The following is an 18,505-nucleotide window of genomic DNA, read 5'->3' as shown; positions in this document are numbered from 1 at the left end:
AGTTCGATGGGAGATCGATGATGACCGTGATGTTTCTGGCCCTCGCCATGTTCTCGGCACCGCAGGATGCCGCCGCCCCCGCCAAGGACCCGGCACCGGCGGAAAAGAAGATCTGCCGCCGTGAAACGCCGGTCGGATCGCGCTTGAGCAAGCGCGTCTGCCGCACCGCCGCCGAATGGGCCGCCGTGGATGAAGCCAATCAGCAGGCGGCCGGCGCTTCGCTGCAAGGCCGCAACACCGCGCGCTAGGGTCTGAGCCTATAGGGCTGTTCCTCACCCACCCCCGTTCGTACCGAACAGTTGCCGAGTAGCGGCAAAGCCGCGGAGCGAGAGCGTGCGGCGCTGTCTGCATACGAACGGGGCGACGTGGTGCCACGCCCGATCGGCAAGCACCCCGACAGCCTTACCAGCTACTTAACTTCGATTCTTGCAACTGCACCGGCAAAGCTTGCATTTGCTGCAATCGCCCACCCGCGCCACATGGAGGCAGCACGCTGCATCGCAGCATTTCTCCATGGAGGCCATTATGTTCAGCCTGATCGCTCTGCTTTTCGCCGCTCGCCGCAATGCGGTTCTGGGTACCCAGGTCGCGACCGTCGCGCCGCTCGTTACCGCTGCCAACGACGACGTTCGTACCGCCGCCGTTTCGCGCGCCGCCTGAACCCTGTCCAATTGCCGTGGGGGCCGCGCCCGGCGCGCCCCACGCAATTCCTGTCCGGTTGCCGCCGTCACGCGGCGATGACGATATCCTTCAGCGGTGAGCTTGCGTCGGCCAGTCGTGCCGCCGGCACCGCCGCCCCCGCCGCCACCAGCTTGCGGCCCTGCACATAATCCCGTGTCGCATTGACGCAGTCGAGCGCGATCACCCGCCCGCCGCGCAAGTAGACGACCGAGAAGCTGCGTGACGCCGTGTCGCCGCGCACCACCGCCAGATCATATCCGGTCGACAATCCCACCGTCTGCAACCGCAGATCATATTGGTTGGACCAGAACCACGGCACCGCGTGATACGCGACCGGCATACCCATGATCGCCTGCGCCGCGACATTGGCCTGGTCGGTGGCATTCTGCACCGACTCCAGCCGGATCTGCGCGCCCGCCGCAAAGGCGTTGGCATGTGCCGCACAGTCTCCGATCGCATAGATATCGGGCAGCGTGGTGTGGCAGGTCGCATCCACATCCACGCCGTTGCCGCCCGCGGCACCCGCCGCGAGAAGTGGCGCGACCGCCGGCGCGATGCCGATGCCGACGATCACCATCTCGCACGCGATCGCCTCGCCCGACGCCAGCCGCATGCCGCACACCCGGCCGTCCTCGCCGACGATCTCCGCCACGCCTGCGTTCAGCCGCAGGTCGACGCCGTGCGCACGGTGTTCCGCCTCGTAGAAGCGCGACAACGGCTCGCCGGCCACCCGCGCCAGCACGCGGGGCAGCGCCTCCAGCACCGTCACCTGCTTGCCGAACTTGACCAGGGCCGCCGCCGCTTCCAGCCCGATATAGCCGCCGCCCACGACGCAGACGCGCGCCACGCCGTCCAGCGCCTGCCGGATCCGGTCGACATCCCCGCGCGTGCGGATGCCATATATCCCGGCCAGATCGGCTCCCGGACAGGTCAGCGTCCGCGCCGCGCCGCCCGCCGCCCAGATCAGCCGGCCATAACCGATGCTGTCGCCACCCGCGGTGGTCACGCGGTGGCCGCCCGCGTCGACGCCGACGACCCGCTGCCCCGGCATCATCGTCACCGCGCGTTCGTCCCAGAATTGCGGCTGGCGCAGCAACATGCGCTCGAACGCGCGCTCGCCGGACAGATATTCCTTCGATAGCGGCGGTCGCTCATAGGGCAGGTCGGGCTCATCGCCGACGACCGCGATGCTGCCCTCGAACTTGGCCTGGCGCAGCGCGATCGCGGCCTGTGCGCCGCCATGCCCGCCGCCGACGATCACGATGTCGTAGTTGCGCTCGCCGTCCATCTGCCGATGCACCCCTTACCCGTGGTGGGTCCGCCGGGGCTCGAACCCGGGACCTCTCGATTAAAAGTCGCTTGCTCTACCGACTGAGCTACGGACCCCCATCGGGTGCCAGCGCAGTTAGGGGCGTGGACGCCTGCGGTCAACCATATGTGCCAGATGGCGGACGCGCCGCCCCGTACCCGGCGCGCGCCACGTCCCCGCCACCTGCTCCAGCGGCCTGAGCACGAAGTCCCGCGTCGCATAGGCGGCATGCGGCACCACCAGCCCTGCCGACCGCCAGCGCCCCCCCGACCACAGCACGATGTCCAGATCGATCACCCGCGCGCCCCAGCGCCGCCCCCGCCGCCGCCCGAACGCCCGCTCGATCGCCTTCAGGTGCCGCAGCATCGCCGGCGGCGCCATCGCACTCTCCACCAGCACCGCCGCATTGGCAAAAGCGCGTATCGACGGCCCCAGCGGCGCGGTGGTGATGATCGCCGACACGCCGCGCACACCATCCCCCAGCGCCGCCACCGCCGCACGGACCTCGTCGGCCGGCGTTCCGTGACGGCCGGGTCGATTGGAGCCGAGCGCGATGGCATAAGTTGTGGTCACCATGTCCGATCCCTATCCCACCCCGCCCGCCGCCGCACTCCCGCAGACCGAGCCGCCGCACGATTGCCCGCGCTGCCCTCGCCTCGTGAGCGTGCGCGAAGATCTTCGCACCGAACACCCCGACTGGTGGAATGCGCCGGTCCCCGCCTTCGGCGATCCGGGCGCGTGGCTGGGCGTGGTCGGTCTCGCACCGGGCAAGCACGGTGCCAACCGCACCGGCCGCCCCTTTACCGGCGATGGCGCCGGGCCGCTGCTCTATGACACCATGGCCCGGCACGGGCTGACGACCGGCACCTTTGCCGGCCATGTCGATGACGGTTTCGGCCTGACCGGCGCGATCATCCTCAACGCGGTCAAATGCCTGCCGCCCGAGAACAAGCCCAGCCCCGACGAGGTCCGTACCTGCCGCACTTTTCTGGAAGACCAGGTCGCGGCGCTATCCAACCTGCGCGTGGTGATCGCGCTCGGCCAGATCGCGCACCAGTCCGCGGTCAAGGCGCTCGGCGGCCGCCTGCCCAAGGCCCGCTTCGGGCATCTGGCGGAACACCGCATGCCCAGCGGCATGGTGCTGATCGACAGCTATCACTGCTCCCGGTACAACCAGAATACCGGCCGCCTGACCCCCGAAATGTTCGACGCGGTTTTCGCCCGCGCCGTGGACATCGGCCGCAATCAGATATCCTGAACCAGCCGTCCGTAGAGTTCGGGCCGCCGGTCGCGGAAGAAGCCGAAGGCGGCGCGGTGCCGCTTCACCCGGTCCAGATCCAGCGTCGCGGTGATGACGCCCTCTTCCTCGCGGTCCAGTTCGGCCAGGATGTCGCCGCGCTCGTCGCAGATGAAGCTGGTGCCGTAAAAAGTCTGGCCGTGCTCTGTGCCCACCCGGTTAGCCGCGATGATCGGCACGACGTTGGACACCGCATGCCCCACCATCGCGCGCCGCCACAGCCGCGCGGTATCCAGCGAGGTGTCGTGCGGCTCGCTGCCGATCGCGGTGGGGTAGAACAGCAGCTGCGCGCCCATCAGCATCATCGCGCGCGCGGTTTCGGGATACCACTGGTCCCAGCACACGCCCACGCCCAGCGTCGCACCCGGCCCGTCCCACACCTTGAAGCCGGTATTGCCGGGGCGGAAATAGAATTTCTCCTCATATCCCGGCCCGTCCGGGATATGGCTCTTGCGATAGATACCCGCGACACGGCCGTCCGGCCCGATCATCGCCAGCGAGTTGTAATGATGCGGCCCGTCCGCCTCGAAGAAGCTGGTCGGGATATGCACCTTCAATTCGGCCGCCAGCGCCTGCATCGCCAGCACCGCCTTGTGCTCGCCCACGGGCTTGGCGTTGGCGAACAGCCCCTCGTCCTCGACGCGGCAGAAATATTCGCCCTCGAACAGTTCGGGCGGCAGGATCACCTGCGCCCCCCGCCCCGCCGCCTCGCGCACCAGGCGCGACACATTGGCGATGTTGGCATCGATATCGTCGGAGAAGGCGAGCTGCAGCGCAGCGACGGAGATCTCGGTCATGGCCGCCCACATAGGGGCCGCCACCCGATTCGTCATCCGCCCGCGTGGCGATCGGCTATTTGTTCACGCGGAGAGTTGCGCTCGCCGCCCCCAACCACGCCCTCTCGGCCGGAAGACAATCCCGACCAATGGCAAAAGCGAAAGCGCATGACTCACGCAACATCCTCCGCGCCTCCGCGTCAATCAAAACGGAAGAAGACTCACGCGAAGCCGCGAAGCCGCGAAGAGGTTGCGAAAGCGGACCTGCTTACCCTCAGCAACGGAGCCAGCCGGTCTCCCGACCGCCAAGGCCCCGCCCTCTTCGCGTCTTCGCGTCTTCGCGTGAACAAATTCAGCGAGGCACCTGCTGCGAGATGCAGTGGAAGCTGCCACCCCCGGTCAAGATCGCATCCGCCCGCAACCCCACGACCTCGCGGTCCGGGAAAAGAGCCTGGATCGCCGCCACGCCCGCCGCGTCGTTCTCGGTACCGTAGACCGGCACCACCACCGCGGCATTGCCGATATAGAAGTTCATGTAGCTCGCCGGGATCACCTCCCCGTCGCGCAGGACACGGCCCGCCGAGGGCACGGCGACCACCTCCAGCCCCGCCGCCGCCGCATCGCGACGCGCCGCGTTATACACCTGCCAGTTGGGGTCGTTCTCCGACGCTTCCGGGATCGCCACGCGATTCTCGCCCACGAAGCGCGCCAGATTGTCGACATGCCCGTCGGTATGGTCGTTGAGCAGCCCGTCGCCCAGCCACACCACGCGGGTCAGCCCCAGATCGTCCGCCAGCCGCCGCTCGATGCCCTCCTGCGTCAGTTCGGGGTTGCGATTGGGGTTCAGCAGGCACTGGCGCGTGGTCACCACCGTGCCGGTGCCGTCGCCGTCGATCGCACCGCCCTCCAATATCCAGTCGCAGCGCGTCGCGCCAAGCCCGCGATCCTCGGCCAGCCGCTCGCCGACCGTGTCGTCGCCGGGCAGGTCGTACTTGCCGCCCCAGCCGTTGAAGCCAAACAGCCGCGCCGATCCGTCGCCCAACAGGATCGGCCCGGTATCGCGCAGCCAGATGTCACCGAACGGCTGCACCACCACCTCGGCGAACGGCGCCAGCGCGCGCGCCGCCTCCGCCGCCTCGCCGTCCGCGGCGACCAGGATCACCGTCTCGCCGCGCCCGTCGGCATGAACGGCGGTGGCAAAGGCGACGACTTCCTGTCGCGCCTGTTCCAGATCCTCCTGCCAAAGCTCGGCATGGCTGGGAAAGCCGATCCAGACGGCGGCATGCGGCGCCCATTCGGCGGGTGGCGGTGTCGTGGTGGTCACTTGGTCTTTGCCCTGCTCTGGTCACGGATGGCGCGGAATTCGGCGGTCGGATACCAGTTAGGCCACAGGCCCGTATCGTCCGCCAGCTTGCGGCCGAGCGCGTAATAGACGTTCAGGTCCTGGATCGCACCACCCCAGTTCCAGTTGGGATCATATTCGTCGGACGGCTTGTGGTAGCGGTTGGCGACATAATCCTCGCGCGCGGCATGGCCGGCGGCGACCCCGCCCTCCACCTGATCCTGCCCCGATCCGCCCGACAGCATCGGCACGCCCAGCTTGGCAAAGGAGAAATGGTCCGACCGGTAATAGCTGCCCCGCTCCGGATTCGCCTCCGGGCTGATCGTCCGCCCCTGCGCGGCGACCAGGGGGCGGGCAAGGTCCTCGATCTCCGACTTGCCCGCACCCGTCAGCACGAAGTCCTTCACCGGCCCCACGACGTTCAGCACGTCCATGTTCACCCCGCCCACGGTCCGGCCCAGCGGAAAGACCGGATGCTCGGCATAATAGCGCGAGCCGAGCAGCCCGCTTTCCTCCGCCGTCACCGCCAGGAACGCGATCGACCGCTTCGCCGGCCCCGCCTTCACCTGCGCCTCGGCCAGCGCGACCAGCCCGGCGATCCCCGTTGCGTTGTCGGCCGCGCCATTGCAGATATCGTCGCCGTCCACCGCGTCGCAGCGGCCCAGATGGTCCCAATGCCCCGAATACAGCACCGTCTCGCCCGGCGCGGTGGTCCCCGGCAGCACGCCGATGACGTTCTTCGACGCCTGCCGCCGGATCGTGTTGGCAAAGCCGGTCGACATCTTGACGCCCAGCGGCACCGCCCTGAACCCCTTGGCCTGCGCCGCCTTGGTCAGCGCCCCGAGATCCTTGCCCGCCGAGCGGAACAGCGCCTGAGCGGAGGCCTGCTGGATCCAGCCGATCACCTGGCTCTGGTCCATGTGATCGCCCGCCTCGTCCAGTTCCAGTTGCGGCCCCGTCCAGGACGATTGCACCACCGCCCAGGGGTAGGCCGCCGGCTCGGTCTGATGAACGATGATCGCCGCCGCGGCACCATGTTTGGCGGCATTCTCGAACTTGTACGGCCAGCGCCCGTACCAGGTCATCGCGCGCCCCTCGAACGGCCCCTCGCGCCCTTGCACCTGCCAGTCGGCATCGTTGACCAGGATCACCACCGTCTTGCCGCGCACATCGATGCCGGCATAATCGTCCCAGCCCTTTTCCGGCGCGGTGATGCCGTATCCGACGAAGACGACCTCGCTGTCCTTGACCGCGATTCCCGGCGTCACGCGGTACGTGCCGGCCACCATGTCGGTGCGATACGCCAGCGACAGCGGCGTCTTGCCGCCGGTAAAGGTCATCGGCTGCACGTCGGTGGCGGTGATCTCCACCATCGGCACGTCCTGGAACCAGCTTCCCTTGTTGCCCGGCTTCAGCCCCGCCGCCTTGAAGCGCTCGACGATATAGGCAACCGTCTTGTCCTCGCCCGGCGTCGTCGGGGCGCGCCCTTCATAGGCGTCGGACGCCAGCGTCTGCGTCACCGTCTTCAGCGTTTCCACCGAAATCGCCGGTTTGGTCTGCGCGGTCGCCACCCCGGCGGCGGAAAAAAGCAACGTGGCAAGAATGGCTTGGCGCATGCGGGACCCCCGTATCGGATTATCGGCGCCCTTCTTGCCAACCCGCCGCGCACGCGTCCAGCACTCCGCCCAAAGGAAAAGGGCGGCCCCAGCGGGACCGCCCTTCCATATTCCGTCCGGATTGTCCGAAGCTTAGCGCGAGTAGAACTCGACGACCAGGTTCGGCTCCATCTTCACCGGATAGGGCACCTCGTCCAGCGTCGGCACGCGAACGAAGGTCACCTTGGCGGTGCCGTCGGCGGCGACGTAATCGGGCACTTCACGCTCGGCGAGCTGCTGCGCTTCCATCACCAGCGCCATTTCCTGCGCCTTGGAACCCAGCGTGATCTCGTCGCCGACGAAGCAGCGGCGCGACGCGACGTTGCACTTCACGCCGTTGACGCGGATGTGACCATGGCTGACCAGCTGGCGCGCGGCCCAGATCGTCGGCGCGAACTTGGCGCGGTACACGATCATGTCCAGGCGCTGCTCCAGCAGGCCGATCAGGTTCTGGCCGGTGTCGCCCTTCATACGGGCGGCCTCGATGTACGACGCCTTGAACTGCTTCTCGGTGACGTCGCCGTAATAGCCCTTCAGCTTCTGCTTGGCGCGCAGCTGGATGCCGAAGTCCGACATCTTGCCCTTGCGGCGCTGGCCGTGCTGGCCGGGGCCGTATTCGCGCTTGTTGACCGGGCTCTTCGGGCGACCCCAGATGTTCTCGCCCATCCGGCGGTCGAGCTTGTACTTTGCGCTATGACGCTTCGACATGTGTATTCCTTGGCAACAGCTAACAACGGTATTCCCGGTAGATCGCGCCGTACGAACCTGACGATGCAGACACGCGCGGGCCCTCCGCTTCACCGGGGTGCGGGGGCGATTGCGAAGGCGCGCGCCTAGCCGCTGGCCGCCCGAGAGTCAAGAATGGACACCGCCGCCGCCACGCTTCACAGCGCGCGGTCATGACCACGATCCTTTCCGGCCCCGACTGCACCACCATGGCGGAGGTCCGCGCCGGCGTGGACCAGCTCGACCGCGATCTGGTCGCGCTGCTTGCCCGCCGCTTCGCCTATATGGACGCCGCCGCCCGCATCAAGCCCGAGCGCGGCCATGTCCGGGACGAGGCGCGCAAGGCCCAGGTGATCGACCAGGCCCGTGCCGAGGCGGTACGGCTCGGCGTTCCCGAACAGGTCGTGGCGGACTTGTGGGAAACGCTGGTCGAAGCCTCGATCGCCTACGAACTCGCCGCCTTCGACCGCCGCTGATAGCCTCCGCCAACTCACCCCGTTCGTCTCGAGTAGTCATCGAGTAGCTGCCATCAGGCAGCGTATCGAGATGACGTATCGAGAGACCGCCCAGCGCGCCCACCCATCTCTCGATACACCGTCTCGATACGCGGCCTTGCCGCTACTCGACGGCTACTCGAGACGAACGGATAGAGTGTTCAACCTCATGTCATCTGGCTCTACCGCCCCCGCGGCCGCGCCAGCGTCGACAATACCCCGCGCAGTGTCCGCACCTCCTGGCTCGACCAGCCCGGCTTGGTCAGCAGCGTGCGCAGCGTCCGCTTGGTCGCGGGCACCCGGTCGGGCGGGAAGAAATACCCCACGCCCTCCAGCATCTCCTCCAGCTGTCCGATCATCCCGTCCAGCTCGCCCTGCGGTGCCACCGGCGGCAATTCGGTTTCCGGTGGCTGCGCCAGCGCCACGCCCTTCGACCACTCATACGCCACCAGGATCACCGCCTGCGCGAGATTGAGGCTGCCGAATTCGGGGTTGATCGGCACGGTGATGATCGTCCGCGCCACCGCCACGTCGTCGGTTTCCAGTCCGGAGCGTTCCGGCCCGAACAGGATCGCCGAGCGTCCCGGCCCGGCATGGATTTCCCCGGCCGCGACCTCCGGCGTCACGACGGGCTTGGTCACCCCGCGCTTGCGCACCGTGGTGGCATAGACCTGCGAGCAATCCGCCACCGCGTCGGCCACGCTCTCATAGACCCGCGCCTGCTCCAGCACCACGTCCGCCCCCGACGCCGCCGGCCCCGCCGCCGGGTTGGGCCAACCGTCCCGCGGCGCCACCAGCCGCATCTCCAGGAGCCCGAAATTCAACATCGCCCGCGCCGCCTTGCCGATATTCTCGCCCAACTGCGGCCGCACCAGCACGATGACGGGGGGCGGGGTGGTCCTATCCTGCACGTTCAATTCCATGTCCTCATCACCCCCATCACCGTTCGTCCGCCATCGCTCATCATTCTCCAGATCCGCGCAGTCTGCCCCCACCCGCCGTTCGCCCTGAGCGAAGTCGAAGGGCACGCTCCCCCGGCGGGATCGCCGCATCGTGCAGGTCCGCCCAGTCGCCGGCGATCAGCGCTTCCTTTTTGCGCCGCGACCAGCCCTTTATCTGTCGCTCGGCAGCCAGCGCCTCATCACGTCGGACAAAATCCTGCGACCAAACAAGCCTCACGGGGCGGCGCCTTTGCGTATATCCCTGCATGTCGCCACTCTGGTGCTGCCCGATACGCCGCTCCAGATCGTCCGTATGACCGGCATAATAGCTGCCATCGCTACAGCGCAGGAGATATGCCCAAAAGGTCATCGGCTGCTTCCACCCTCCATGCACCTCGGTCCGTGGTGCATGGAATGAGACGCAACATCCGTTCGGCCTGAGCCCTTCGACAAGCTCAGGATAAACTTCGGCGCGTGGCGCCGAAGTCGAAGGCCAAGCGTCGGTGGCTGTGCTTCGACTTCGCTCAGCACGAACGGGGATGGTTCATCGAAGGCAGAGGACATGCTGGAGTCCCCTCACTCCCCCCGCGCCACCTCTTCCACAGTCCCCGCAAACGCCTCGAAATCCTTCGCCTCGCCAAACTCGCGGTACACGCTCGCAAACCGGATATAGGCGACCGAATCGAGGCCCTTCAGCCCTTCCATCACCATCTCGCCGATCCGCTTGGACGACACCTCGCCGTCCCCGCTCGTCTCCAGTTGCCGCTGGATGCCGGATACCAGCTTTTCCAGCCGCACCGGCTCGATCGGCCGCTTGCGCGCCGCGATCGAAATCGACCGGAGCAGCTTTTCGCGATCGAACGGTTCGCGCCGGTGCTCGCTCTTCAACACCGCCAGTTCGCGCAACTGGATGCGCTCGAACGTGGTGAACCGCGCTGCGCACCCCTCGCACTGCCGCCGGCGCCGGATCGCCGCCCCGTCTTCGGTGGGGCGGCTGTCCTTCACCTGGCTGTCTTCATGGCCGCAAAAGGGGCAGCGCATCGCGGATCGTCAGCCCTTCTTACGCTTCCAGTACGCATAGGTCGCGCCGGCAACGGCGCCCAGCGGCATGGTGAAGGGAAGCGGAATGGCCACCACCGCCCCCAGAGCGGCCCACTTCATCATGGACTTCTTAAGGTCCGGCGAAGCACTGATCGTGTCCTGTATTTCGGCCATCTTGTTGTCGATTTTGCTCATTACGCCTTTACCCCTGATAGATCGGGAACCGTGCGCAAAGGGCGCGCACGCGGGTACGAACGTCCGCCTCGACCTCCGGGTCCCCATGTTCGCCCCTGGCCTTCAATCCGTCCAGCACGTCGGCGACCATGTGGCCGATCTCGCGGAACTCGGCCGGACCGAAGCCGCGGGTCGTGCCGGCGGGGCTGCCGACGCGGATGCCGCTGGTCTTGACCGGGGGCAGCGGGTCGTTGGGAATGCCGTTCTTGTTGCAGGTGATGCCTGCGCGCTCCAGCGCCTCGTCCGCGTCGCGGCCGGTGATGCCCAGCGGCGTCAGGTCGACCAGCGCCAGATGCGTGTCGGTGCCGCCCGCCACCAGGTTCGCGCCGCGCTCCTGCAGCGTCGCGGCCAGCACCTTGGCGTTCTCCACCACCGCGGCGATGTAGGTCTTGAAATCGGGGCGCAGCGCCTCGCCAAAGGCCACCGCCTTGGCCGCGATCACGTGCATCAGCGGCCCGCCCTGCAGCCCGGGGAACACCGCCGAGTTGATCTTCTTGGCGATCGCCTCGTCATTGGTCATGATCATGCCGCCACGCGGGCCCCGCAGCGTCTTGTGCGTGGTCGTCGTCACCACATGCGCGTGGCCGAAGGGGGTCGGGTGCAGCCCGCCCGCGACGATCCCGGCAAAGTGCGCCATGTCGACCATGAAATAGGCACCGACCTCGTCCGCGATCGCGCGGAACTTCGCAAAGTCGATCACCCGCGGATAGGCGGAGCCGCCTGCGATGATGATCTTGGGGCTCGTCTCGCGCGCCAGGCGGGCGACCTGCTCGTAATCGATCAGGTGCGTCTCGGGGTCGACGCCGTACTGCACCGCGTTGAACCACTTGCCCGACATCGCGGCGCGCGCCCCGTGGGTCAGGTGGCCGCCGGCATCCAGGCTCAGGCCCATGATCGTGTCGCCGGGCTTGGCCAGCGCCAGCATGACGGCGCCGTTCGCCTGCGCGCCCGAATGCGGCTGCACGTTGACGAAGTCGCAGCCGAACAGCTGCCTGGCGCGGTCGATCGCCAGTTGCTCGACCTCGTCCGACGGCGCGCAGCCCTGGTAATAGCGCTTGCCCGGATAACCCTCGGCATATTTGTTGGTGAAGACCGAGCCTTGCGCCTCCATCACCGCCTTGGAGACGATGTTTTCCGACGCGATCAGCTCGATCTGCGTCTGCTCGCGCTCCAGCTCGTGGCGCACGCCGGCGAACACCGCGGCATCCGCCTCGGCCAGGCTGCGGGTGAAGAAGCCATCAGGCTGGACGGCGGCGATATCCTGGGGCTGCGTGCTCATGCGAACTCCTTCGACAGCTTGTCGACACGGTGCTGGTGGCGTCCACCCTCGAAGGGGGTGGACAGGAAAGCGTCGAGGCAGGCCTTGGCCATCTCCTCGCCGATCAGGCGCGCGCCCATCGCGATCGCGTTGGCGTCGTTATGCTGGCGCGACAGGGCGGCGGTCAGCGGCTCGGACACGAGCGCGCAGCGGCAGGCGGCGTGCCGGTTGGCGGCGATCGAGATACCGACGCCCGACCCGCACAGCGCGACCCCGCGCTCGGCCCGTCCCTCGGCCAGCGCCTCGGCCACCGCATAGCCATAATCCGGATAATCCACGCTGGCCCTGCCATCGGCCCCCAGGTCGATCACATCATGCCCCCGCTCCCGCAACCATCCCGCCAACACCGCCTTCAACCCGGCCGCGGCATGATCGGAAGCGATGGCGATGCGCATGGGTCGAAAGGCTCCGGGCGACAGCGAAAATAGAATGCGCGCGCCTTTACGCCCCCCGCGCGCATATTGCCACTGCGAAGTCATGCACGGGAAGTCATGCCCGGGAACGGTACGCCCCCGTCACGGGTTGCCCCGCCATGATCCTTCGCCTGCTTTCCCTTTCCCTGCTGGTCCCCGTCATCTGTGCCGGTGCCGCCTGTTCCGGTCCCGCCGCGGACAACGAAGCCGCCACCAACATCACCGCGTCCGGCACGGTTCAGCCCAAGACGCGCACGCCGGCGGGCGACTCCACCACCTTCTCCGGCTCGCCGCGCAACAGCGTCGAGACGCATCAGGCCGATCTGGTCGGCCGCTACAGGGGTGTGGAGGGCATGTACCTCGTCGTCCGCCACGGCACCTCGCCTGGAAAATACCGGCTGGAGATGCAGTGGGACCTCGACAACAAGGGCAAGTTCGCCGGCGTGGCGAAGGACGATGGCATCGCCTTTACCCGCAACGGCGAGGATCTGATGCTGCGCCCCACCGATGGGGAAGCGACCGGCCTGAAATGGCTTGCCGGGCAAAAGGAATGCCTGACGGTGAAGCCCGGTGAAGGCTATTGCCGCATCCGCCTGCTGCGATAGGATCACGCCCCGTGAACCTCCCCGTCCGCCTTGCCCCCGACACCCGCGCCCGCTTCACCGCGGCGGAGTTCCTGCGCATGGGCGAAGCCGGCGCCTTCGAGGGCATGAAGGTCGAACTGGTCGCGGGAGAGTTGGAACGGATGAATCCTCCCATGAGCCCGCATGCCGCATCACAGGCAAGCATCCTCATACGCCTCGCCCGCGTCGCCGACGAAACGCTGGTTCGTGGTGAAGTGGGAATTGCGCTGACCAACGACACGGTGGTCGCCTGCGATGCAGCGCTGCTTGTGGCGCCGGTTACCGAACACCGCCTCTTGCGGCCGGCCGATCTTCGGCTGGTGGTCGAGGTATCGGAAACGACGCAGGCCCGCGACCTCAGCCTGAAGCGCCTGCTCTACGCTGCGGCGGGCATCCCCACTTATTGGGTGGTCGATGGTGCCCGCGCGGTTGTCCACATCCATGCCGAGCCGATCGACGGCGATTATGCGGACATCCGCACCGTCCGATTCGGCGCGCCGCTGCCCGTGCCCGGCACCGATGTACAGGTCACGCTCGGCTGATGGCGCATGTCTCCGCCCCGGCACGCCTGCTCGGCTTTTCCGGCCTGCTCCCGCCGCTGGCCCTGGTGCTGGCGCAGATCGTCATCCCCGACCCCGCCTGGCCGATCGTCACCTTCGCCTATACCGCGTTGATCTTCAGCTTCCTGGGCGGCCTGTGGTGGACGCTCGCGCTCGGTCGCGAAACGCGGCAGACGCCGCTGCTGCTTGCCGCGGTCACGCCCTCGCTCGTCGCCTTTGCGCTGTTCCTGCTCGCCGTCTTCCGCCTGTCGACGACATGGCCACTGGTCCTGCTCGGCAGCGCGGTGTTCCTGACCCTGCTGGTCGACCGCCATCTGGCGACCACCGGCGAAGCCCCAACCGGCTGGATGGGCCTGCGCATCCCCTTGTCGCTCGGCCTCGGCACCCTGACGATCCTGATGGCGCTGCTGACCCGCTGACCCAATCCCTTTCCGGCGGGAGAGGTCGCACGAAGCGAAGCAGAAATGATGTTCGCGCAGGGGGCGCAGAGGTGTTTCGTGCGAGCAAGCGCACCCCTATCATCACGACCCGACGATGTAGCGGTATGATCGCCTTCCGGCGGAACACCTCCGCGCTTCCGCGCGAAAACCTTCTCTCAAGCCCGAGAAGAATCAGGCCGCCATCCGCAATTCCAGCCGCCCCCAGATCTCCACCAGTGCATCGGTCAGTTCGCGCATCATCGCCGGCGTATGCGCCGGCCCGGGCGTGAAGCGCAGCCGCTCGGTGCCGCGCGGCACGGTCGGATAATTGATCGGCTGCACATAGACGCCGTATTCGGCCAGCAGGATATCGCTGATCTTCTTGGCCTTGACCGGATCGCCCACCATCACCGGTACGATATGCGTGTCGCCCAGCATCACCGGCAGGCCGGCCTCGCGCATCATCGCCTTCAGCATCCGGGCGGATGCCTGCTGTCCCTCGCGCTCGACGCTGGAGGATTTCAGGTGACGCACGCTGGCCAGCACACCCGCGACCAGCACCGGCGACAGCGAGGTCGTGAAGATGAACCCCGGCGCATAGGAGCGGATCACGTCCACGATCATCCGGTCCGCAGCGATATATCCGCCCATCACCCCGAACGCCTTGCCCAGCGTTCCCTCGATGATCGTCAGCCGGTCCGCCACCTCGTCACGCTCGGAAATGCCGCCGCCGCGCGCGCCGTACATGCCCACCGCATGCACCTCGTCCAGATAGGTCAGCGCGTTGTACCGGTCCGCCAGGTCGCAGATCGCCGCGATCGGGGCGACATCGCCCTCCATCGAATAGACGCTCTCGAACGCGATCAGCTTGGGGACCGACGGATCCGCCTCGCGCAGCAGTTCTTCCAGATGCGCCACGTCGTTGTGGCGGAACACCCGCTTCTCGCACCCCGAATTGCGGATGCCCGCGATCATCGATGCGTGGTTCAGCTCGTCCGAAAAGATGATGCAGCCCGGCAGGATCTTGGCGATCGTCGCCAGCGTCGCCTCGTTCGAGACATAGCCGCTGGTGAACAGAAGCGCGGCCTCCTTGCCGTGCAGGTCGGCCAGTTCGCCTTCCAGATCGACATGGTAATGGGTGTTGCCGCCGATGTTGCGCGTGCCGCCCGAGCCTGCGCCGACATCGTGCAGCGCTTCCTCCATCGCGGCGATCACCTTGGGGTGCTGCCCCATCGCCAGATAGTCGTTGGAACACCACACCGTGATCGGCTTGGGCCCGTTATGCCCGGCAAAGCAGCGCGCATTGGGGAACGCGCCCTTGTTGCGCAGGATGTCGATAAAGACGCGGTAGCGGCCCTCGGCGTGCAGCCGGTCGATTGCCTGGGTAAAAACGCGCGAATAGTCCACGCGCACGTCCGTGCCGTCGATGCTCATGAACCAACATGTAGGCGACGCCGGTTAACAAGGCCAGCGGATAGACCCGCCCACAGTGATCGAGCCGCCCCGAATCGCATGGACAAATTGTCCCAAGGGGTCGTTTGAAACGCGCCGGGGCGCGTTTGACGGCGCCAGTCCCGAAACTCGCTCTTTCGCGAGTTTTCAACAAGGCGCCGCTACAGCGCCTCGACCATGGGAAAACCACGGGTCGCCAGCGTCGCCGCGATCGCCTGCTCGCGGTCCCCGAGTCGGGTGAACACCAGCCGTCCCGCCACCGGCGCCTCCGGCCAGTCCTGTCCATCCGTCAGATAGGCGATCCGCCGCGCGATTCCCGGCCCGCCATCCACGAAGCGCACCCCCGCCGGCGCCACCGCCGCCATGTCCCCTTCCAGCAGCGGGAAGTGCGTGCAGGCGTTGACGATCACGTCGATCCGCTCGCCGCCGGGCTGTCCGAACAGACCCTGCAACTCCGTTTCTACCGCATCCAGCGACGGCGCCGTGCCCGCCAGCGCCCCCTCCGCCAGCATCACCAGCGCCGCCGATCCATGGCGCAGCACCGTGCAGTCGCCCGCAAAGCGCGCCGCCAGATCGTCGACATAGGGCTGGCGCACCGTCGCCTCGGTGCCCAGCACGCCGATGACGCGGCTTTCGCTCATCGCCGCGGCCGGCTTGATCGCCGGCACCGTCCCCACCACGGGCACGTCGAGCGCGGCGCGCACCGCGGGGAGCGCGATGGTGGACGCGGTGTTGCACGCGATCACCACCAGCCGCGGGCGATACCGCTCCACCAGCCGCCCCAGCAGCGCGGGCACGCGCGCCGCAATTTCCGCCTCGCTTTTGGTGCCGTACGGAAAGCCCGCCGAATCCGCCGCATAGACGATCGGCGCACGCGGCAGCAGCTCGGTCGTCGGCGCCACCACCGACAATCCGCCCACACCGGAATCGAAGAACAGGATCGGCCGCGCGTCGCTCATGGCCGCCGCTCCTACCGGCTCGCGCGCCCGCCCGGCAAGATCGCCGCCATTCTGATGGAGGTTGTTGGACAGCGCCGACCGGCCCCCTTATGCTCCGGCATCGGAAGAGAGGTATCGTTGCCAACCGAAATCGTCTGGGCTCCGCCCGTGCTGGCCTTGCTGTTCGGCTACCTGCTGGGGTCGATCCCCTTTGGAATCATCCTCACGCGGCTCGCCGGCGCGGGCGACCTGCGCCAGATCGGATCGGGCAATATCGGTGCCACCAACGTGCTGCGCACCGGCCGCAAGGGGCTGGCCGCCGCCACGCTGCTGCTCGATCTCGTCAAGGGGTTCGCGGCCGTCGCGATCGTCGCGCATGTCTCGCCCGGTGACGCGCCGCTCGCCGCCGCCGCCGCGTTCATCGGCCATTGCTATCCGGTCTGGCTGCGCTTTCGCGGGGGCAAGGGCGTGGCGACGCTGATGGGCGTCGTGCTCGCGCTCCACTGGCCGATCGGGCTCGTCTTCGCCTGTGTCTGGCTCGGCCTGCTCGCCACGCTGCGCATCTCCGCGGTGGCCGGCATGGCGGCGGCGATCAGCGCGCCGGTCGCGGCCGCCATCTTCGGCCGCTTCGATCTGGTCATGCTGCTGATCGCGCTCGCGCTCATCGTCGTGTGGAAGCACGGCGCCAATATCGAGCGCCTGCTCGCCGGTACGGAGCCGCGCATCGGCCGCCGCGCGCGTGGCTGACGAGGTCGCGGCCCGCCTTCGCCTCATCCGCACCGCCGGCATCGGCCCGGTCACCTATGCGCAACTGATCGCCCGCTTCGGCACCGCGCAGGCGGCGCTCGACGCGCTACCTACTCTTGCCCGCCGCGGCGGGGGTGCCGCCCCCGCCCCGCCCCCGCTGGCGCAGGTCGAGCGCGAGATCGCGGAGGTCCGCCGGCTCGGCGCGCGCCACCTCTTCCTCGGCGACCCCGATTATCCGCGCCTGCTCGCCCATATCGACACCGCGCCGCCTGCGCTCATCGTCCGCGGCGATCTGTCGCTCGCGCGCCGCCCCTGCGTCGCGATCGTCGGCGCGCGCAATGCGTCCGCCGCCGCCTGCCGCTTCGCGCGCCAACTGGCGCTCGCCCTGGGGCAGGAGGGTGTCACGATCGTCTCCGGCCTCGCCCGCGGCATCGACACCGCCGCCCATGCCGGCAGCATCGACACCGGCACCGTGGGCGTCATCGCCAGCGGCATCGACATCGCCTTCCCGCCCGAAAATGCCGACCTGCAACAGGCGGTTGCCACCCGCGGGCTCCTCCTGGCCGAACAGCCCCCCGGCACCGAGCCGCGCGCGCGCCACTTCCCCTCGCGCAACCGCATCATCGCCGGCCTCGCCACCGGCACCGTCGTCGTGGAGGCCGCGCCGAAGTCCGGCTCGCTCATCACCGCCCGCCTCGCCACCGAGATGGGCCGCGACGTCATGGCCGTCCCCGGCAGCCCCCTCGACCCCCGCGCGCAAGGCTGCAACCTCCTGATCCGCGACGGCGCCATCCTCATCCAGTCCGCCGCCGACATCCTCGAACAGATCCGCCCCCTCGACCCCCGCATGGTCGAAGCGCCCACCAGCCGCTACACCGGCCCGCCGCCGCAGGACGCCAGCGACGCCGACCGCCGCACGATCACCGCGCTGCTCGGCCCCGTCCCTGTCGCGATCGACGAACTCATCCGCCAGGCGAACGCGGCCCCCGCCATCGTCCACACGGTCCTGCTCGAACTGGAACTCGCCGGCCGCCTGGAACGCCACGCCGGCGCCCGCGTCAGCCTGCAACTCTAAAACGCCCTCTCCCCCTGGGGGGAGAGGGCAACTCCTCAATGCCCCCCGGCGCGCGAAAGGGCGTTCATCACCACCACCCCGGCGATGATCAGCGCCATGCCGATCATCGCCGGGGCATCCAGCTTCTGCCCCTGGAACACCCACGCCACCGCCGAGATCAGCACGATGCCCACCCCCGACCAGATCGCATAGGCGATGCCCGTCGGGATCGTCTTCAGCGTCAGCGACAGGAAGTAAAAGGCGATCGCATAGCCCAAGGCCGTCACCAGCGACGGCACCGGCCGGGTAAATCCTTCCGACAGCTTCATGAAGGACGTGCCGGTCACCTCCGCCAGGATCGCGATGAACAGGTAAAGATACGCCATGCCGGGGACGCTAACGATCCCCGCCACATCTGTCATGCCCCGCACCGGATCGATCGGCGCTGTCCTACACGCCCCGCTTCATCTTATATGGTGCGCATG

Annotated in this window: 24 protein-coding genes and 1 tRNA gene; 9 read left to right on the top strand and 16 right to left on the bottom strand. The window is 67.9% G+C overall.

The window, feature by feature from the left end:
• Nucleotides 1–17: 17 nt before the first annotated feature.
• Together OXR08_RS01060 and OXR08_RS01055 are read left to right on the top strand one after the other, a co-directional pair.
• The gene (locus OXR08_RS01060; RefSeq protein WP_267347239.1) at nucleotides 18–248 is read left to right on the top strand and encodes a hypothetical protein; all 231 of its coding nucleotides are present in this window, start codon (nucleotides 18–20) and stop codon (nucleotides 246–248) included.
• Nucleotides 249–525: 277 nt separating this feature from the next.
• Entirely contained in the window at nucleotides 526–660 is a 135-nt protein-coding gene (locus tag OXR08_RS01055) for a hypothetical protein (RefSeq protein ID WP_260173177.1), read from the top strand.
• 67 nt (nucleotides 661–727) lie between these two features.
• On the opposite strand, the gene OXR08_RS01050 is transcribed toward OXR08_RS01055, so the two are convergent.
• From OXR08_RS01050 to folK, 3 genes are all read right to left on the bottom strand, one after another.
• Nucleotides 728–1,969 carry an FAD-dependent oxidoreductase gene (locus tag OXR08_RS01050; RefSeq protein WP_267347238.1) on the bottom strand — a complete coding sequence of 414 codons (1,242 nt, stop codon included), beginning with the start codon at nucleotides 1,967–1,969 and terminating at the stop codon, nucleotides 728–730.
• Nucleotides 1,970–1,991: 22 nt separating this feature from the next.
• Nucleotides 1,992–2,067 (bottom strand) — tRNA-Lys (locus OXR08_RS01045).
• A 19-nt stretch (nucleotides 2,068–2,086) separates the two neighbouring features.
• Nucleotides 2,087–2,566, bottom strand: a complete 480-nt coding sequence (folK, locus tag OXR08_RS01040; protein WP_267347237.1) for a 2-amino-4-hydroxy-6-hydroxymethyldihydropteridine diphosphokinase — start codon at nucleotides 2,564–2,566, stop codon at nucleotides 2,087–2,089.
• On the opposite strand from folK, the gene OXR08_RS01035 reads away from it, so the two are divergent.
• Nucleotides 2,565–3,248 (top strand): uracil-DNA glycosylase, encoded by a 684-nt coding sequence (locus tag OXR08_RS01035; RefSeq protein ID WP_267347236.1) that lies wholly within the window; start codon nucleotides 2,565–2,567, stop codon nucleotides 3,246–3,248. The genes folK and OXR08_RS01035 overlap by 2 nt on opposite strands.
• Here the strand turns inward: OXR08_RS01035 and aguB are convergent.
• From aguB to rpsD, 4 genes are all read right to left on the bottom strand, one after another.
• On the bottom strand, nucleotides 3,236–4,084 hold the full coding sequence (gene aguB, locus OXR08_RS01030; RefSeq protein WP_112381799.1) for an N-carbamoylputrescine amidase: 849 nt from the start codon (nucleotides 4,082–4,084) through the stop codon (nucleotides 3,236–3,238). The genes OXR08_RS01035 and aguB overlap by 13 nt on opposite strands.
• 331 nt (nucleotides 4,085–4,415) lie before the next feature.
• Entirely contained in the window at nucleotides 4,416–5,387 is a 972-nt protein-coding gene (locus OXR08_RS01025) for an agmatine deiminase family protein (protein WP_267347235.1), read from the bottom strand.
• Nucleotides 5,384–7,021 (bottom strand): M28 family peptidase, encoded by a 1,638-nt coding sequence (locus OXR08_RS01020; protein ID WP_267347234.1) that lies wholly within the window; start codon nucleotides 7,019–7,021, stop codon nucleotides 5,384–5,386. Before OXR08_RS01020 ends, OXR08_RS01025 begins: the two co-directional genes overlap by 4 nt.
• Nucleotides 7,022–7,153: 132 nt before the next feature.
• Nucleotides 7,154–7,768, bottom strand: coding sequence for a 30S ribosomal protein S4 (gene rpsD / locus OXR08_RS01015; RefSeq protein WP_112381535.1), 615 nt, complete (start codon nucleotides 7,766–7,768; stop codon nucleotides 7,154–7,156).
• A gap of 191 nt (nucleotides 7,769–7,959) precedes the next feature.
• Here rpsD and OXR08_RS01010 point away from each other — a divergent pair, with 191 nt between their 5' ends.
• The gene (locus tag OXR08_RS01010; RefSeq protein ID WP_112381536.1) at nucleotides 7,960–8,262 is read left to right on the top strand and encodes a chorismate mutase; all 303 of its coding nucleotides are present in this window, start codon (nucleotides 7,960–7,962) and stop codon (nucleotides 8,260–8,262) included.
• A 200-nt stretch (nucleotides 8,263–8,462) separates the two neighbouring features.
• Here the strand turns inward: OXR08_RS01010 and OXR08_RS01005 are convergent, their stop codons facing one another.
• The 6 genes from OXR08_RS01005 to rpiB form a co-directional block, all read right to left on the bottom strand.
• A complete protein-coding gene (locus tag OXR08_RS01005; RefSeq protein WP_240313383.1) occupies nucleotides 8,463–9,191 on the bottom strand; it encodes an RNA methyltransferase in 729 nt (242 codons plus the stop codon).
• A 52-nt stretch (nucleotides 9,192–9,243) separates the two neighbouring features.
• Nucleotides 9,244–9,591: a GIY-YIG nuclease family protein gene (locus OXR08_RS01000; protein WP_112381538.1), complete on the bottom strand. Its 348-nt coding sequence runs from the start codon at nucleotides 9,589–9,591 to the stop codon at nucleotides 9,244–9,246.
• Nucleotides 9,592–9,797: 206 nt separating this feature from the next.
• Nucleotides 9,798–10,262 (bottom strand): transcriptional regulator NrdR, encoded by a 465-nt coding sequence (nrdR, locus tag OXR08_RS00995; RefSeq protein WP_112381539.1) that lies wholly within the window; start codon nucleotides 10,260–10,262, stop codon nucleotides 9,798–9,800.
• Between the two features lie 9 nt (nucleotides 10,263–10,271).
• Nucleotides 10,272–10,457 (bottom strand): hypothetical protein, encoded by a 186-nt coding sequence (locus OXR08_RS00990; RefSeq protein WP_267347233.1) that lies wholly within the window; start codon nucleotides 10,455–10,457, stop codon nucleotides 10,272–10,274.
• A 7-nt stretch (nucleotides 10,458–10,464) separates the two neighbouring features.
• Nucleotides 10,465–11,775 (bottom strand): serine hydroxymethyltransferase, encoded by a 1,311-nt coding sequence (gene glyA / locus OXR08_RS00985; protein WP_267347232.1) that lies wholly within the window; start codon nucleotides 11,773–11,775, stop codon nucleotides 10,465–10,467.
• Complete coding sequence (gene rpiB / locus OXR08_RS00980; protein WP_267347231.1) at nucleotides 11,772–12,209, bottom strand: ribose 5-phosphate isomerase B; 438 nt, start codon at nucleotides 12,207–12,209, stop codon at nucleotides 11,772–11,774. Before rpiB ends, glyA begins: the two co-directional genes overlap by 4 nt.
• Before the next feature lie 137 nt (nucleotides 12,210–12,346).
• On the opposite strand from rpiB, the gene OXR08_RS00975 reads away from it, so the two are divergent.
• Genes OXR08_RS00975 through OXR08_RS00965 form a run of 3 tightly spaced genes read left to right on the top strand, consistent with a single transcriptional unit; the run spans nucleotide 12,347 to nucleotide 13,829 of the window.
• A complete protein-coding gene (locus OXR08_RS00975) occupies nucleotides 12,347–12,832 on the top strand; it encodes a hypothetical protein (RefSeq protein ID WP_267347230.1) in 486 nt (161 codons plus the stop codon).
• An 11-nt stretch (nucleotides 12,833–12,843) separates the two neighbouring features.
• Nucleotides 12,844–13,392, top strand: a complete 549-nt coding sequence (locus OXR08_RS00970) for a Uma2 family endonuclease (RefSeq protein WP_267347229.1) — start codon at nucleotides 12,844–12,846, stop codon at nucleotides 13,390–13,392.
• Nucleotides 13,392–13,829, top strand: a complete 438-nt coding sequence (locus tag OXR08_RS00965; RefSeq protein WP_112381545.1) for a DUF3429 domain-containing protein — start codon at nucleotides 13,392–13,394, stop codon at nucleotides 13,827–13,829. The genes OXR08_RS00970 and OXR08_RS00965 overlap by 1 nt, the downstream gene beginning before the upstream one ends.
• A gap of 192 nt (nucleotides 13,830–14,021) precedes the next feature.
• On the opposite strand, the gene hemA is transcribed toward OXR08_RS00965, so the two are convergent.
• Nucleotides 14,022–15,263, bottom strand: a complete 1,242-nt coding sequence (gene hemA / locus OXR08_RS00960) for a 5-aminolevulinate synthase (RefSeq protein ID WP_112381546.1) — start codon at nucleotides 15,261–15,263, stop codon at nucleotides 14,022–14,024.
• 179 nt (nucleotides 15,264–15,442) lie between these two features.
• On the bottom strand, nucleotides 15,443–16,240 hold the full coding sequence (murI, locus tag OXR08_RS00955; RefSeq protein ID WP_267347227.1) for a glutamate racemase: 798 nt from the start codon (nucleotides 16,238–16,240) through the stop codon (nucleotides 15,443–15,445).
• Between the two features lie 117 nt (nucleotides 16,241–16,357).
• Between murI and plsY the strand changes: the two genes are divergently transcribed.
• Both plsY and dprA read left to right on the top strand, forming a co-directional pair.
• Complete coding sequence (gene plsY, locus OXR08_RS00950; protein WP_240313384.1) at nucleotides 16,358–16,966, top strand: glycerol-3-phosphate 1-O-acyltransferase PlsY; 609 nt, start codon at nucleotides 16,358–16,360, stop codon at nucleotides 16,964–16,966.
• Nucleotides 16,959–18,041, top strand: coding sequence for a DNA-processing protein DprA (gene dprA / locus OXR08_RS00945; RefSeq protein WP_267347225.1), 1,083 nt, complete (start codon nucleotides 16,959–16,961; stop codon nucleotides 18,039–18,041). Before plsY ends, dprA begins: the two co-directional genes overlap by 8 nt.
• Before the next feature lie 35 nt (nucleotides 18,042–18,076).
• On the opposite strand, the gene OXR08_RS00940 is transcribed toward dprA, so the two are convergent.
• On the bottom strand, nucleotides 18,077–18,406 hold the full coding sequence (locus OXR08_RS00940) for an SMR family transporter (protein WP_267347224.1): 330 nt from the start codon (nucleotides 18,404–18,406) through the stop codon (nucleotides 18,077–18,079).
• Nucleotides 18,407–18,505 lie beyond the last annotated feature (99 nt).

Source organism: Sphingomonas sp. GM_Shp_2 (assembly GCF_026540875.1).
In the GTDB taxonomy this organism is placed as follows: domain Bacteria; phylum Pseudomonadota; class Alphaproteobacteria; order Sphingomonadales; family Sphingomonadaceae; genus Sphingomonas; species Sphingomonas carotinifaciens.
The sequence above is the reverse complement of the archived record's forward strand: the minus strand, read 5'-3'. Positions and strand labels throughout refer to the sequence as shown.